Annotated in this window: 13 protein-coding genes; 5 read left to right on the top strand and 8 right to left on the bottom strand. The window is 71.6% G+C overall.

Annotation, left to right across the window (positions count from 1 at the left end):
• Positions 1-39 precede the first annotated feature (39 nt).
• The 7 genes from ACZ60E_RS21800 to ACZ60E_RS21770 all read right to left on the bottom strand — a co-directional run bounded on the left by ACZ60E_RS21800 (position 40) and on the right by ACZ60E_RS21770 (position 8,960).
• Positions 40-1,980 (bottom strand): dipeptide ABC transporter ATP-binding protein, encoded by a 1,941-nt coding sequence (locus ACZ60E_RS21800; RefSeq protein WP_469442735.1) that lies wholly within the window; start codon positions 1,978-1,980, stop codon positions 40-42.
• A 14-nt stretch (positions 1,981-1,994) separates the two neighbouring features.
• Positions 1,995-2,993 (bottom strand): ABC transporter permease, encoded by a 999-nt coding sequence (locus ACZ60E_RS21795; RefSeq protein WP_469442479.1) that lies wholly within the window; start codon positions 2,991-2,993, stop codon positions 1,995-1,997.
• A complete protein-coding gene (locus tag ACZ60E_RS21790; protein WP_469442478.1) occupies positions 2,990-4,090 on the bottom strand; it encodes an ABC transporter permease in 1,101 nt (366 codons plus the stop codon). The genes ACZ60E_RS21795 and ACZ60E_RS21790 overlap by 4 nt, the downstream gene beginning before the upstream one ends.
• A gap of 4 nt (positions 4,091-4,094) precedes the next feature.
• Entirely contained in the window at positions 4,095-5,819 is a 1,725-nt protein-coding gene (locus ACZ60E_RS21785; protein ID WP_469442477.1) for an ABC transporter substrate-binding protein, read from the bottom strand.
• Between the two features lie 190 nt (positions 5,820-6,009).
• Positions 6,010-6,102 (bottom strand): Ms4533A family Cys-rich leader peptide, encoded by a 93-nt coding sequence (locus tag ACZ60E_RS21780; RefSeq protein ID WP_318658070.1) that lies wholly within the window; start codon positions 6,100-6,102, stop codon positions 6,010-6,012.
• A 78-nt stretch (positions 6,103-6,180) separates the two neighbouring features.
• Complete coding sequence (locus ACZ60E_RS21775; RefSeq protein WP_469442476.1) at positions 6,181-7,479, bottom strand: DUF3152 domain-containing protein; 1,299 nt, start codon at positions 7,477-7,479, stop codon at positions 6,181-6,183.
• 491 nt (positions 7,480-7,970) lie between these two features.
• Positions 7,971-8,960 (bottom strand): alpha/beta fold hydrolase, encoded by a 990-nt coding sequence (locus tag ACZ60E_RS21770; RefSeq protein WP_384804524.1) that lies wholly within the window; start codon positions 8,958-8,960, stop codon positions 7,971-7,973.
• A 171-nt stretch (positions 8,961-9,131) separates the two neighbouring features.
• Here ACZ60E_RS21770 and ACZ60E_RS21765 point away from each other — a divergent pair, with 171 nt between their 5' ends.
• The 4 genes from ACZ60E_RS21765 (at position 9,132) to ACZ60E_RS21750 (ending at position 11,130) form a co-directional block, all read left to right on the top strand.
• Positions 9,132-9,356 (top strand): hypothetical protein, encoded by a 225-nt coding sequence (locus ACZ60E_RS21765; RefSeq protein WP_384804526.1) that lies wholly within the window; start codon positions 9,132-9,134, stop codon positions 9,354-9,356.
• A gap of 240 nt (positions 9,357-9,596) precedes the next feature.
• A complete protein-coding gene (locus ACZ60E_RS21760; protein ID WP_384804528.1) occupies positions 9,597-10,238 on the top strand; it encodes a TetR/AcrR family transcriptional regulator in 642 nt (213 codons plus the stop codon).
• A gap of 165 nt (positions 10,239-10,403) precedes the next feature.
• Positions 10,404-10,631, top strand: coding sequence for a DUF3107 domain-containing protein (locus tag ACZ60E_RS21755; protein WP_055610545.1), 228 nt, complete (start codon positions 10,404-10,406; stop codon positions 10,629-10,631).
• Positions 10,632-10,857: 226 nt separating this feature from the next.
• Positions 10,858-11,130: a hypothetical protein gene (locus ACZ60E_RS21750; protein WP_384804530.1), complete on the top strand. Its 273-nt coding sequence runs from the start codon at positions 10,858-10,860 to the stop codon at positions 11,128-11,130.
• Positions 11,131-11,319: 189 nt separating this feature from the next.
• On the opposite strand, the gene ACZ60E_RS21745 is transcribed toward ACZ60E_RS21750, so the two are convergent.
• Positions 11,320-12,057, bottom strand: a complete 738-nt coding sequence (locus ACZ60E_RS21745; protein ID WP_328494150.1) for a ferritin-like fold-containing protein — start codon at positions 12,055-12,057, stop codon at positions 11,320-11,322.
• 480 nt (positions 12,058-12,537) lie between these two features.
• Here ACZ60E_RS21745 and ACZ60E_RS21740 point away from each other — a divergent pair, with 480 nt between their 5' ends.
• Positions 12,538-15,084 carry a DEAD/DEAH box helicase gene (locus tag ACZ60E_RS21740; RefSeq protein ID WP_469442474.1) on the top strand — a complete coding sequence of 849 codons (2,547 nt, stop codon included), beginning with the start codon at positions 12,538-12,540 and terminating at the stop codon, positions 15,082-15,084.
• The last annotated feature ends 134 nt before the right edge of the window (positions 15,085-15,218 follow it).

Raw genomic sequence — 15,218 nt, 5'->3', positions numbered from 1 at the left:
GCGTTCCGTCGCGCTAAGAGATCATCCGAACACGTTTCGTCATACGGCGGCCAGTTGTTGGCGGGCGCTTCGGCGGGTCGCGCGGCGGGCGGCCGCGACCGCCGGATCGAGCGCGGGGACGGCGGCGAGGAGCTGCCGTGTGTACGGGTCCCGCGGCGACTCGTAGACCTCGTCGACGGGTCCGTACTCGACGATCCGGCCGTTGCGCATCACCGCCACCCGGTCGCTGACCTGGCGTACGACGGCGAGATCGTGTGCCACGAAGACCAGGGCGAGGCCGAGTTCCCGTCGCAGTTCGCCGAGCAGGGCGACCACCTGGGCCTGGGTGGTGACGTCCAGCGCGGAGACCGGTTCGTCGCACACGATGACCCGCGGGTCGGCCGCCAGGGCCCGAGCGATGCCGACGCGTTGGCGCTGGCCCCCGCTGAACTCGTGCGGGTAGCGGTCGTAGTGCGCCCCTTCGAGCCCCACCCGCTCCAACAGCTCTCGTACGCGCCCCCGCACGCCCCCTTCGTCCCGTTCGCCCCGCGCCCGGAGAGGGTCGGCGATCGACTCGCCCACGCTGCGGCGGGGGTTGAGGGAGGAGACGGGGTCCTGGAAGACCATCTGTACGTCGGGGCGTACGCCGCCGCCGGGGCTGATGCGCCCCGCCGTCGGTTCCAGCAGGCCGACCAGCATGCGGCCCAGCGTCGTCTTGCCGCTGCCGCTCTCGCCCACGATGCCGAGCGTCTCGCCCCGGCGGACCGTGAGCGACACGTCGTCGACGGCCGCGAACGCGCGCTTCCCGCGCCCGAACTCGCGCCGCAGCCCGACCGCTGCCAGCACGACCTCGCCCGCCGCCGCGCCGGATGCCGTGTCGGCTGTCACGCCGGACGCCGCACCGCGTGGCGCGCCGGGCAGAGCGTGGAGCGGTAGGTCGAGCGGTACGTCGGCCGCCGCGACCGCCGCCGTGTCCTTCACCGTGAGCAGCGGCGCACCGGAAGCCGCGCCGGACTCCCCGACCGCCGCACTCCCGGCCGCCGCCGCGCCCGGCACGTGCACCCGCGGCACGTGCACCCGCGGCACGTGCACCCGCGGCGCGTCCCCCTGCGGCACCTTCCCGTCCGGCACATCCGCCTTCGGCACATCGACCCTCGACGCATCAACCCTCGACGCATCGACCCTCGACGCATCCACCCTCGGGACCGCGCCCAGCAGTTCGCGCGTGTAAGGCTGCGCCGGCGCTCCGAGAACCGTGGCGACGGGGCCGTGTTCGACCACGCGCCCGTGCCGCATGACCAGGATCTCGTCGACGCTCCCGGCGGCGACGCCCACGTCGTGCGTGACGAGCAGGAGACCCATTCCGGTCTCCTCCCGCAGCGTGTGGAGCAGATCGAGGATCTGGGCCTGGACGGTCACGTCGAGCGCGGTGGTCGGCTCGTCGGCGATCAGCAGGTCGGGCTCGCAGGCAAGCGCCATCGCGATGAGGGCACGCTGACGCATCCCGCCGCTGAACTCGTGCGGGCGCGCGCGGGACCGCCGGACCGCGTCCGGAATGCCGACACGGTCCAGCACCTCCACGGCACGCGCGCGTGCCGCCCGCCGTGACGCACGCGTGTGCACGCGGTACACCTCGGCGATCTGGTCGCCGATCGCGTAGTACGGGTCGAGCGACGACAGCGGGTCCTGGAAGACCATCGCGGCCCGCGCGCCGCGCAGCCGCCGCAGTTCGTCGTCCGACGCCCGCTGTACGTCGGTCCCGGCGACCTCGACCGAGCCGCCGACGTACGCGCCCGTGCCCCGGTGCAGTCCCAGCAGGGCCGAGGCGACCGTGGACTTGCCCGAGCCGGACTCGCCGACCAGCGCGAGGGCGGCGCCCCGCTCCAGCCGGAAGGAGAGCCCGTCGACGGCCCGCAGTTCACCGAACCCGACGGTGAGATCGGCTACTTCGACCAGGCCCCGCCCAGTACCACCCGTACTCACCGCACCCACGCCACTCATGCCACCCACGTCACTCATGCCAGTACCACCCGTCGGTCGGCCACCGCGTAGAGCACGTCCGCGAGGGCGTTGGCGATGACGACGAAGAACCCGACGACCAGGACCATCCCGACGACGACGGGGAGGTCGACGACATCGACGGCGTGGACCAGTTCCCTTCCGATGCCGGGCAGTCCGAAGAGCGTCTCGGTGAGGACCGCGCCGCCGACGGCCGATCCGACGTTGTTGGCGTTCAGCGCGATGACCGGGGCGAACGCCCCGCGCAACGCGTGCCGCCAGATGATCGAGCGCTCGCCGACGCCGTACGCGCGGAAGGTCCGGATGTGGTCCTCGGCCAGTGTCTCCAGCATCGACGACCTGGTCAGCCGGGCGAACGCGGCGGCCTCGATGAGCGCGAGGGAGAGCCAGGGCAGCAGCAGGTTCCACGCCCACTGTTCGGGGTCGTCGGTGAGGTTCACGTACTGCGGGAAGGGCAGCAGTTCCAGTTCGCCGCAGACGACGATCATCAGGACCAGGCCGATGACGAAGACGGGTGTGGCCACGCCCACGAGCGTGATGCCGGTCAGCACCCGCTCGGTGAGCCGTCCGCGCCGCCACGCCGAGAGCACGCCGGTGCCGACGCCGAGGATCAGCCAGATCACCATCGCCCCGAACACGAGCGACAGGCTGACCGGCAGCTTCGTGAGGATCAGCTCGGTGACCTGCTGGTCGCTCTGGTACGACAGCCCGAGGCAGGGCGCGGGGCAGTGCTGCACCGCGGTGCCGGTCGAGTAGTCCTGGCCGGCGACGAGCCCTTCCAGGAAGTGCCAGTAGCGCACGTACAGCGGGTCGTCGAGGCGCAGTTGCTCGGCGACCTGCTGGACCTGGGCGGGCGAGCAGCGCGGGCCGCAGGTGATCTGGGCGACGTTGCCGGGGGTGACGTAGAAGACGACGTAGATGATCACCGAGATGGCGAAGAGGGTGATCAGGACGCCGACGATCCGGCGCAGGACGAACCCCGTGAACCCACTCATGAGGAACCTCCCCGCCCCGACCCACCGGTCACGCCGGACCCACCGAGCTCGCCGGATCCACCAACCCCTCCGGCCCCCTCAGCAACCGCCAGCGACTGCGCCGCCTTCGCCTCCCGCCGCCGCCCCGTCCCCACCCGCAGCCGTGAGGCCGCGCGCGGGTCGAGGGCCGTACGCACCCCGTCGCCGAGGACGGTCAGCGCGAGGACGGTCACGAAGAGCGCGCCCGCCGGCAGCAGCAGGTACTGCGGCGCGGCCTGGTACCAGACGTCGGCGGCGGTGAGCATCTGCCCCCACGACGGCGTCGGCGGCTTCACGCCGACGCCGAGGAAGGACAGGGCCGCCTCGACGCTGATGTTGGACGGGATGAGGATCGCGGCGTACGTGATGACGGGCGCCGCGAGCCCCGGCAGCAGCTCGCGCCGGGCGATCCGCCAGGTGCCCCAGCCGCTGAGCCGGGCGGCGGAGACGTAGTCCAGCCCCTTGAGGGTGAGCGTCTGCGCGCGGACGATCTTCGCGATGTTGCCCCAGGCGATCAGGCCGATGACGCCCGCGACCAGGACGGGCCGCGGGAATCCCGACGGCACGATCGCGAGCAGCGCGAGGGACATGATCATCAGCGGCAGGGCGACGATGATGTCGGTGAACCGGCTGAGCAGCTGGTCGACCCAGCGGGTGCCGAGCGCTGCCGCGACACCGACCACCACCCCGATGACGATCTGCACGACGGTCGCGGCCAGCGCGACACCCAGCGAGACCCGGGCCCCGTACACGAGCCGTGCGAACAGGTCGCGGCCGGTCTGCGGCTCGACGCCGAGCCAGTGGTCACCGCTCATGCCACCGAACGATCCGACCGGCACTCCGCCGCGCGCGGAATCGATCAGATCCGGGTGGTACGTGGTCGGATCCTGACCCTCGATCGCGGTGAGCAGGGGCGCGGCGAGCGCGACCAGGACGAGCAGGGCGACGACGGCCGCCGCGGCGAGGGCGGCGCGCTGTGCGCGCAGCCGCCGCCAGAACTGACGAGCCCCCGAGGCCCCCGGCGGAACGGAGAGGTCCGTTCCGCCAGGGGCCTGGGAGGCGACAAGTACGTCGCTCACGGCGCTACTTCACCGAGACCTGCGAGATGTCCAGCACCCCGGTCCAGTCGCTGATCACGATGTTCTTGATGTCCTTGCCGTACAGCCGCTTGTAGACCGGGTGGAACAGCGGCACGGTCAGCGCCTGCTCGCCGATCTTTTTGTCGAGGGCGCCCCAGCGGGTGGCGGCCTCGTCGAGGTCGGTCAGCTTGTTGATGGCGTCGATCTCGGCGTTGACCGACTTGTCGTCGAGGAAGCCGGTGTTGAAGTTGGCGCCGTCCTTGACGATCTGGCGGCCGTCGAAGATCGGCGCCAGGAAGGGGCCGCCCGAGGGCCAGTCGGCACCCCAGTGCGCGAGGAAGAAGCCGGGCTCGGTCTTCGCGCTGTGGATCTTGTCGCTGTAGTCGTTGTCCTCCAAGCCCTGGAGCTTGACGGTGATCCCGGCCTTCTTCAGGGCGTCCTGGATCGCGGTCGCTATCTCGGGGCTGGTCTCGAAGTCCTTGGCGTTGGAATGGGTGAGCGTGACGGTCAGGCCCTTCGCGTGCCCGGCCTCCTTCAGCAGCTCCTCGGCCTTGGCCGCGTCGCCGGACTTGCCGGCCGGGAAGTGGTCGTACGCGGTGTAGCCGAAGGACTTCTGGTCGGGCAGGTACGTCGTCGCGGCCTCGGCCAGCGAGGACCCGCCCGCCGCGTTGATCACGGAGCTGCGGTCGATGGCGTACGAGATCGCCTGGCGCACCTTCGGGTCGTCGAACGGCTTCACCTTCGGGTTGAAGGCGATGTAGTTCGTGTAGCCGAAGTGCCCGGTGCCGACCCGCGCGGCCAGCTCCTTGTCACCGCTGACCTTGGCGAGTTCGGCGGGTCCGAGGTTGGTGTCGGTGGTCACGGCGGCGGCGTCAGCGCCCTGCGAGGAGGACAGCCGCTGGTTGATGACGGACGAGTCGAGCCCGGAGCGTACGTCGATCGTGTCGGGGTAGGCCTTGCGCTCGGCGTCCGTCGACGCGGACCAGTGCGTATTGCGCTCCAGGGTCAGCCGCTCGCCGTCGTTCTCGTTCTTGACGACCTTGTAGGGGCCGGACGAGACCGGGTGCTCCTCGTACTTCGTGCCGGTGTCCTTGGCCTTCGGGACGGGCGCGAACTGCGTCTGTGTGGCGAGGTACGGGAACTCGCCCTCGGGCTTGTTCAGACGGAACACGATGGTCTGCTCGTCGGGCGTCTCGATGGAGTCGAGGCCCTTCTTGTCCTTGTAGGGCCCCTGGTAGTCGGCCCCGCCGATCAGCCAGTCCCGCAGATAGGGCGCGCCGCCGGAGAGTTCGGCCGCGAAGGACCGCTCGATGCCGTACTTGATGTCGGCCGAGGTGATCGCGCTGCCGTCCTCGTACGTGAGGCCCTTCTTGAGCGTGTACGTCCACACGGTCGCGTTCTTACTGGGTCTGCCGGTGTCCGTGGCGAGGTCGGGGACGACCTTGGCGCCCTCGGCCCCGTCCTCGCGGTTGCGCGTGGTGAGCGTACGGAAGACGAGCGAGGGGACGTTGCCGCCGCCGGAGGTGTAGAGCCGGGCGGGGTCGAAGTCCTGCTGCGGGTTGGAGTTCAGGACCGTGAGGGTGCCGCCCTTGGCCGGCTTCGCGTCCGCGCCGCCGGACGTGGCCTTGGCATCGTTGTCCTCCGGCCCGCAGGCGACTGCACCCGCTGCCACGGCGAGGCTGACGGATACGGCGGCCAGACGGCGCGCTGTGACGGACGATCGGCGCATGGGAGGAAACCCCTCGGAGAATTCGGCGAACACCGCGCGCGAAAGGGCGCGGTGTGAGGAAGTGATCGCGGAAATCGCCCCGAGGGCAGGCCGGCACGAGAGCATGAGGGCACTCTGGAAAACGCCCGGCACCGTGATTCCGGTGCCGGTGAAATAACGAGAGAACGCCGACGCGCGCCAGGGGCGAGGGTCAGCGACAGTGAATGTCGGCCACGCAGAGCGCGGTCACGCCGAACAGCGCCAGCTCAAGGGCTGCGCGTGCGGAGATGTGACGAGGCGACATGCGAGAAAATATGAACGAACTTTCCCCGCCTGTCAATGTGAGCCGTCCGTCCCCCGACCGCTCCCGCGGCCCTCCCGGTCAACTCGACGGGAAGGGCCAGGGGTTGGGCAGACACTTGATCCCGTCGTGGTTCAGGAACTTGGTCTGCTGCTGCATGACGGGGGCGAGCCCGCCGTCGACACTGCAGCTCACATGCCCGTACCCGAGCCGGTGCCCCACCTCGTGGTTGATCAGCATCTGCCGGTACGAGTACATCTTGTCCCCGTACGTCTCGGAGCCCTGGGCCCAGCGATACGCGTTGATCATCACGCGGTCGGTGGCGGCCGAGTCGCAGGAGACGTTGTCCTCGGTGGTGTCGAGACCCGACTTTGCGCACCAGAACGCGGTGGTGCCGGGACTGGCGAGCGTGATGACGAAGTCGGGCTTTCCGGAAGAAATCCGCTCGAAGGTACGGCCGCCGCCGTGCGCCCAACTCCGTTTGTCGTTCAGGGTTTTCTGCACGGCCTGCGCGAAGAGCTTTCCGTCGAGTCCGAGGGATTTCTCCACGTCGACGCGGTAAGTGAATTTCTGCCCGGTTCCCGGCGCCTTGTCGAAACCGGTGATCGCGTCGAATTTCCCGCCCCCCTTGAGTTTGGCCTCCAGGGGGTATTTCGCCGCCATCTGCTCGGTGTACGACAGCGTCACCGCGCGCGGTTTCGTGGAGGGCGCGGGCCGCTTGTCGGTGCGCGACGCGGAGTCCTTGGCCTCCCGGTCGGCGCCGCCGGCCGCCTGCGAGCCCACGGAGTCGTCCTTGCCGCCGTCGGCGACCTGGCCCGCCACGACGACGGCCAGCACGGTGGTGACGGCCGCGGCCGCGATGCCGGTGAAGGCCCGGCCCTTGCCGCCCTTGGCCTTGTCCGGCCCGGTGTCCGGCGTCCTCGGCCCCCGGGGCGGCGGTGTCTTGTGCTCGACCTCCTCCTCCCGGTCGGTGACCGGGGCGAAGGGGTCCGCGCGCAGCGCTGCCGCCGTGGGTGTGCCGGCACGCGGTGCGAACTGGTCGTCCTCGCCACCCGCGCCGCTCCCGCCGAACGCGTCGACGTAGGCCTGGCGCGGGCCACTCGCTCCCGCCGCGCCCGGCGCGTACCGCTGCCCGGGGATCGGTACTCCCGGCCGGTCGCGCGGCGCGCCCTGGCCCGGACCGCGCGGCGGCCCTTGCGGGGATGCCTGCGGCACGCCGACGCCAATTCCGTACCCGGACCCGGTGGCCGTCCTCGCCGCGCCCCAGCCGCCGCCCGCCTCACGCTGTTCGGGGTGACCGCCGCGGACGCGGGGCGTGCCGTGGGCCGGGGTGCCGTCGGCGTTGCGCGGCGCGCCCTGCGCCGGACCGCCGCCGGGCAACCGCGGAAAGCCATGGGCCGGGGTGCCGTCCGGCAGCCGGGGGAATCCATGGGCGGGGGTGCCGTCGGGGAGACGCGGAAAACCGTGGGCCGGAGTGCCGTCCTGGAGGCGGGGGAACCCGTGCGCGGGGGTGCCGTCGGGAAGCCGCGGCCCTCCGCCCGGCTGCGCCCCGCCCCGGTACTGGTCCGCGTACCGGGGAGCCCCACCGGTAGTGCGAGGGCCTCCCTGCGCAGGCGGACCCCCTTGTCCGGGCGGGCCTCCGGGGCCTTGCGGAACCCATCCTTCAGGCAGTCGGGGCACCCCCCGGGTGGGCGTTCCGTAGGCCGGCGGGGCCTGCGGTGTCGCGGACTGCGGTCCGCCCGGGGGCCGTCGGCGCCCCGCGGCCTCTCCGGTGGTCCCCGTCTGCGGCCGGGCAGCCGGAGCAGCGGGAGGGTCGGCGGTCTCGCCCTTGGGGGCGGGCCCGCGTCGGCTGTGACGTCCCACGTCCCGCTTCAGCTCCTCGCGCCGGTAGCGCCGGTGTCGGTCAACTTGCCTGTGTCCGCGAGGAGTTCGCGGAAGGCCGTGGCCATGGTCTCCGGGTACTCCATCATCGCCACATGCCCCGCGTCAGGCAATGTCAGCAACCGCGAGTCCCTGAACGCACGCGCCGCGCGCTGGGCCATACGGTACGAGACGAGCTGATCGCGGCCTCCGTAGACAAGAAGTGTAGGGGCCAGCACCCGCTCGGCCTGGCGCCACAGTCCGTGCTGGCCGCCCAGCGTGTACGCGTTCACGATGCCGCGTGCCGAGCGTGCCATGACGTCCCAGAAGTAGGGAAGGGCGAGCCGCCGCTCCATCTCCTCGACGGCGTTGCGGAATCCTTCCGGCGTCACCATGCCGGGGTCCCCGTAACAGAGTGCGGTGACCCCCCGCACCCGCTGCTCGGCGGTCCAGCCCTTGGTGAAACCGGTGAACAGGGCCGCCACACCCGGCAGGGCGAGCAGGGCCGTCGGCACCGCGCTGCGCTGCACCCGCAGTTCGGGGAGCGCCGGTGAGACGAGCGTGAGCGTGCGGACGAGATCGGGACGCACTGCGGCCACGCGCGTCGAGACGGCGCCGCCCAGCGAGTTCCCGAAGAGGTGCACGGGCCCGCGCTCGGCCGCGTCGAGATAGCGGATGACCGCGCGGGCGTGTCCCGTCACCGAGTAGTCACCGTCGTCCGGCGGCGGCGAGTCGCCGAAGCCCGGCAGATCGAGGGCCTCGCTGTCCACGAGGCCGTCCAGGAGCGGCATCAGCGCCGACCAGTTCTGCGAGGAACCGCCCAGCCCGTGCACGTACAGCGCGGGCGGCAGTCCCTCCGCGGCCGGTGGCCTCGAACGGACCGTCAGCGTGATCCCGGGGAGCCCGACCGTGCGCAGCCGCTCCCCCGCCGCCACCCTGACGGAACTGACCTTCGGCGCGACGGAGGTGGCCAGCACTGACGGCAGTTCGGTCGAAGACATGCGGCAATGTTACGAGACGATCACGCGCTGGATCGTGTGTTCGCCGTCACAGGGAGAAGCCGCGGTCCGGCCGGATCGCGTAGCGCCCCCCTCCCAGGTCTCTTAGGCTTCGTGAACGAGGGCACTCGTACCAGCGCAAGAGCGCACTCGCACCGCTCGGGAAGAGGACTCATGACTGTCGACCCCACCGACCCCGAGGCATTTGAGGACACGGACGACACCGGCGCGACCGAGATCGGCGTGGAGGCCCCCGAGGCCGACGCCGCCGAGCAGCGGACGGATCTCGCACCCCGGCGGGACGACCCGCTGACCGGAGCGGACCCGGACAGCGCCAGCGAGGGAGACCTCGCCGAACAGGCGAGAGTCGTGGAACTCGACGAGGACGACTATCGGTGAACCGGCCCCGGGCGGCCCCGCCGGCCGCCCTGACCGCCGTGCCCGGACACACGGGCACCCGTTCCCGGGCCCGGCACCGGGAACCCCATGAGCCCGCCATGACCCCCTATGGCGCGATCTGCACGGTTTCACCGACGTCCGGTCCGTGAAATTCTCCGCTCGCACCGCGCACACCACGGTTACCGAAAAGTACGATGGCCGCGCGGCGCTCACCGCATGTGGACGATTTTGGGAGGCGGCGTGACAGCCATCGAGCAGACAGAGGCGGCACGCCCGCGGGGCACACGCCTGCCGCGCCGTGCCCGACGCAACCAGCTCCTCGGCGCCGCCCAGGAAGTGTTCGTTGCGCAGGGATATCACTCGGCCGCGATGGACGACATCGCCGAACGCGCGGGCGTCAGCAAGCCGGTTCTCTACCAGCACTTCCCCGGCAAGCTGGATCTCTATCTCGCACTGCTCGACCAGCACTGCGAGTCACTGCTGGTCTCCGTACGGACCGCGCTGGCGTCCACCTCGGACAACAGCCTGCGCGTACGGGCCACCATGGACGCCTACTTCGCGTACGTGGAGGACGAGGGCGGTGCCTTCCGGCTGGTCTTCGAGTCGGACCTGACGAACGAGCCCGCGGTGCGCGAACGGGTCGACAAGGTCACGTTCGAGTGCGCGGAGGCGATCTGCGAGGTGATCGCGGAGGACACCGGTCTGTCGAAGGCCGAGTCCATGCTGCTCGCCTCGGGGCTGGGCGGACTCGCCCAGGTGGTGGCCCGCTCCTGGCTGCACAGCGACCGCAGCGTGCCGCGCGAGCAGGCGGTGCAGCTGCTGACCTCGCTGGCGTGGCGGGGCATCGCGGGTTTCCCCCTGCACGGCAGCGAGCACAACTGACCGCGGCCGGCCCCGGCGCATCGACGCCGACCGCCACTTTGTTCCCACAAGCTGTTCGCTCCTGGCGTTCTCGGGCGGACCGTGTACGTCCCCTCACCGGGCTAATGTGTGCTGCGTACGGCGCGGACACACGCGCACATCAGTGACCGTCGGAGGGACATAGCCGTGGAGGTCAAGATCGGCGTGCAGCACGCGCCCCGCGAGATCGTTCTGGAGAGCGGTCAGACCCCGGAAGAGGTCGAGCGCGCGGTGTCCGAGGCGCTGGCAGGCAAGTCGCAGCTGCTCAGCCTCGTGGACGACCACGGCCGCAAGGTCCTGGTTCCGGCGGACCGCCTCGCCTACGTGGAGCTCGGCGAGCCGACGACCCGCAAGGTCGGCTTCAGCGCGCTGTAGGACGCAGGACGCCGCAGAACGCGGAAGAGTGGAAAAGGGGCTCGGGGCCGATGGCCACCGGGCCCTTTTTCCATGCCGTCCTGCCCGTCCACCCGGTCCGCGCCGCAGGTCCGCGCTTCACAGATGGAGCACAACTCATCCACACGGGAGGGTTGCATTCCGCAGGTCACGGGTATGACGGGCTACGACCGAAGTGCACACAGCCGTGCGGAAGGGACCCCCCCTCATGTTCTTGGAAGCGCTCGGCTCGGCCATCCTCGGTCTGGCACTGGCCCTGGCGGCGGCATACCGCCTGCCGCACCGCCTGCCGGTCCGCAGGATCGTCCTCCCGACGGGCGTCGCGGGCGGCCTCTTCGGAGCCTTCCTGACCCACACCGCGCTGGGATCCGTCGGCTTCCTGCCGGTGATGCTGGGCGCGGCGGCAGTGGCCGCAGCCTCCCTCTCCCTGCTCCTGCGCCCCGCGGGAAGACTCCACCACCACCACGGAGCAACGGTCTGAAAGACGACCACTGACCCAAAAAGGCCCCGCCAGGGGCCTTTTTTCGGGTTCGCGAGGAACGACGCGACCAGCCCCCACCGGCCGACAGCCGAACACCGGGGGCCGGGGCCCCTTCAGGGGCGCGGGGAACTGCGCGACCAGCCCCCACGGACCCGCAGACGTCCGACAACCGGTCCAGGGGGCTAAGGCTCAGGCGGCCAGCCCCAACGCAGCCATCCTCTTCGTGTGCGCCTCCGTGATCCGCGAGAACATCCGCCCCACCTCCGCGAGATCGAACCCGTCCGCGACCCCACCGACGAGCATCGTCGACAGCGCGTCCCGGTCGGCGACCACCCGCTGGGACTGCGACAGCGCCTCCCCCATCAGCCGCCGCGCCCACAGCGCGAGCCGCCCGCCCACGCGCGGATCCGCGTCGATGGCGGCCCGCACCTTCTCGATGGCGAACGACGCGTGCCCCGTGTCGTCGAGGACGGCCAGCACGAGCTTGCGCGTATCGGCGTCGAGCCGCGCCGCGACCTCCCGGTAGAAGTCACTGGCGATCGAGTCGCCGACGTACGCCTTCACGAGGCCTTCCAGCCAGTCGGACGGCGCGGTCTGCTTGTGGAAGCCGTCGAGCGCGGCGACGAACGGCTCCATCGCCTGCGTCGGCTCCGCCCCGATCTCGGTCAGCCGGGCCCGCAGCTGCTCGAAGTGGTGGAACTCGGCCGAGGCCATCTTCGCCAGCTCCGCCTTGTCCCCGAGCGTCGGCGCCAGTTTGGCGTCCTCCGCGAGCCGCTCGAACGCCGCCAGCTCCCCGTACGCGAGCGCGCCGATCAGATCCACGACCGCGGCACGGTACTGGGGGTCCACGGAGGCCGTGGCCCAGTCCTGGGCGGCGACTCCGGTGGGTTCGGCGGGTGCGTCGGAAGATTTGGCAGGCGTCGTCATGAAGCGCACAATAGCCCGCTCGCCGCACGGCGGAAGGCCCTGGTCAATCAGTGTGACGACGACTACGTGACCAAATCGGCCATCGCATATGCGCGGATCCGGGGTATGGTGGTAATGCGCTCGCTGAGTTGATCTACGTAACCCGGCGGATCCGCACGAATGAGGATGCCCGGTCGGTGGCCCGATCGGCTCCGACCCGACAGCCCTCTCAGCCCGTACGGCACAGTGCGTACGGCATCCGGAGGGACCCTCAGCGGTACGAACGCTTGAGCGTCGGCAGTGGTCCCATGCCACCCCGGCCGCTGGTCAATAGCGGCCGACGTCCCCGGCACGGTCCCCGACACGACCCCCGCGCTCGCCTCGCACCGCGTACACAGAAGAGGCAGCACCCTGACTACTTTCCGAGACCTCGGGATCCTTCCCGAGACTGCCGAGGCCCTTGAGGCCGTCGGCATCACGAGTCCCTTTCCCATCCAGGAGATGACGCTCCCCGTCGCCCTCGCGGGCAACGACGTCATCGGCCAGGCCAAGACCGGCACCGGCAAGACGCTGGGCTTCGGCCTCCCGCTCCTTGAGCGCGTGACCGTCCCCGCGGACGTCGAGGCGGGCCGGGCGCAGCCCGAGCAGCTCACCGACGCCCCGCAGGCCCTCGTCGTCGTCCCGACGCGCGAGCTGTGCACCCAGGTCACGAACGACCTGCTGACGGCCGGCAAGGTCCGTAACGTCCGCGTGCTCGCCATCTACGGCGGCCGGGCGTACGAGCCGCAGGTCGAGGCCCTCAAGAAGGGCATCGACGTCGTCGTCGGCACCCCGGGCCGACTCCTCGACCTCGCGGGCCAGAAGAAGCTCAACCTCAAGCACGTGCGCGCCCTCGTCCTCGACGAGGCCGACGAGATGCTCGACCTGGGCTTCCTGCCCGACGTCGAGAAGATCATGAACATGCTGCCGGTGCGCCGTCAGACGATGCTGTTCTCGGCGACCATGCCGGGCGCGGTCATCGGCCTCGCGCGCCGCTACATGTCGCAGCCCACGCACATCCGCGCCTCGGAGCCGGACGACGCGGGCGCGACCGTCAGGAACACCGCGCAGTTCATCTACCGCGCGCACAACATGGACAAGCCCGAACTGGTCTCGCGGATACTGCAGGCCGACGGCCGCGGTCTCGCGATGGTCTTCTGCCGTACGAAGCGCACGGCCGCCGACCTCGCCGACCAGTTGCAGCAGCGCGGTTTCGCCTCCGGCGCGGTCCACGGCGACCTCGGCCAGGGCGCCCGCGAGCAGGCGCTGCGCGCGTTCCGCAACGGCAAGGTCGACGTGCTCGTCTGCACCGACGTGGCCGCGCGCGGCATCGACGTCGAGGGCGTCACGCACGTCATCAACTACCAGTCCCCCGAGGACGAGAAGACGTACCTGCACCGCATCGGCCGTACGGGCCGCGCGGGCGCCAAGGGCATCGCCGTCACCCTCGTCGACTGGGACGACATCCCGCGCTGGCAGCTGATCAACAAGGCGCTGGACCTCGGTTTCCCGGACCCGCCGGAGACGTACTCCACGTCCGCGCACCTCTTCGAGGAGCTGAACATTCCGGCCGGCACCAAGGGTGTCCTGCCGCGTTCCGAGCGCACCCGTGCCGGTCTGTCGGCCGAGGTCGTCGAGGACCTCGGTGAGACCGGTGGGCGTGGCGCACGCGGTGGCCGCGGTGGCCGTCCCGCGGCAGGTCCGGCCCCGGTCGCCGAGCGCGACCGTGACCGCGGTCGTGACCGTGACCGTGATCGCGACCGTTCGGAGCGGACCCCGCGCCGCCGTCGTCGTACGCGCAACGGCACGGCGCTCGACGCCGCGGAGCCGCAGAACACGTCGCAGAGCACGTCGCAGACGGCGGCGCAGTCCGCGCCGGAGGCCGTGGCCGACAGCATCGAGCCCGGGCAGGCGACGGAGTCGCGCAGCGCGCGCCGGCGTCGTCGTACGCGTGCCGCGGCCTCGGAGGCAGCCGCGACCGCGGTCGCCACGGCCGAGGGCACGACCGTCGAGGTCCCCGAGACGGCCGTCGTCCCGGCTCCCGTCACGCCCGTCGCCGAGCCGGTGGCGGACGCCGAGGCCAAGCCGCGCCGCCGTCGCACGCGTCGTACGGCGGAGGCCGCACAGCCCGAGGCCGTCGTCGTCGAGGAGGCCCCCGAGGCCGAGCCGACCGTCGTGACCGAGGCTGCCGAAGCCGTGGTGACCAAGCCCCGCCGCCGCACCCGCAAGGCCGCGGTCACCGAACCGGCCGTGGCCGCGGTGGAAGCCGTGGCCGACCCGGTCGAGGTCGTCGAGGCCAAGCCGCGCCGCACCCGCAAGGCCGCGGCCACGGCCACCGCCGAGACGGTCCTGGACACCGCGGAGGCCGTGGAGGCCAAGCCGCGTCGTCGGACCCGTAAGGCCGCGGTCGCCGAGACCGCCGAGGTCACCGCGGTCGTCGAGGCCGGTATCCCGGCGCAGGCGACCGAGGAGCCCGAGGCCAAGCCGCGTCGCCGCACCCGCAAGGCCGCCGCAACCGCCGAGACGGCTCCCGCGGCTCCGGCCGCCGTGGTCGCCCCGGTGGACGAGGCGCCCGTCGAGGAGACCAAGCCCCGTCGGCGTACGCGCAAGGCCGCTGTCGCCGCCGAGACCGCGGTGGACACCGCCGAGGGCACGACGGCCGAGGCACCCGCCGCCGCGGTGACCAAGCCGCGCCGCACCCGCAAGGCCGCCGCGCCCGTGGAGGCGGCGGAGAGCGCCGTGGACACGGCCGAGGCGACCGAGACGAAGCCCCGCCGCCGTACCCGTAAGGCCGCGGTCGCCGAGGCCGACATCCCGGCCCAGGCCACCGAGGCCGTGGCGGACCCCGCCGAGGCTCCGGTCAAGCCGCGCCGCACCCGTAAGACGGCCGCCAAGGCGACCGCCACGGACGCGGTCACGGAGACGGTCACGGCCGAGGCCGCGCCCGAGGCCAAGCCGCGTCGCCGTACGCGCAAGGCCGCTGCGGCCACCGAGCCCACGGAGGGCTGAGTTCCGCACCCGAACGGCCCGGCTCCCCTCGTGGGGGCCGGGCCGTCGGCGTTCCACGTAAAGGTCGCGAAAGAACCGCGAGAGAGCCGCGAGGAAGCCTCGGCAAGGCGCCGACAGAGCGCCGACAGGGCTTC

Source organism: Streptomyces sp. NPDC102514 (assembly GCF_055584525.1).
The sequence above is the reverse complement of the archived record's forward strand: the minus strand, read 5'-3'. Positions and strand labels throughout refer to the sequence as shown.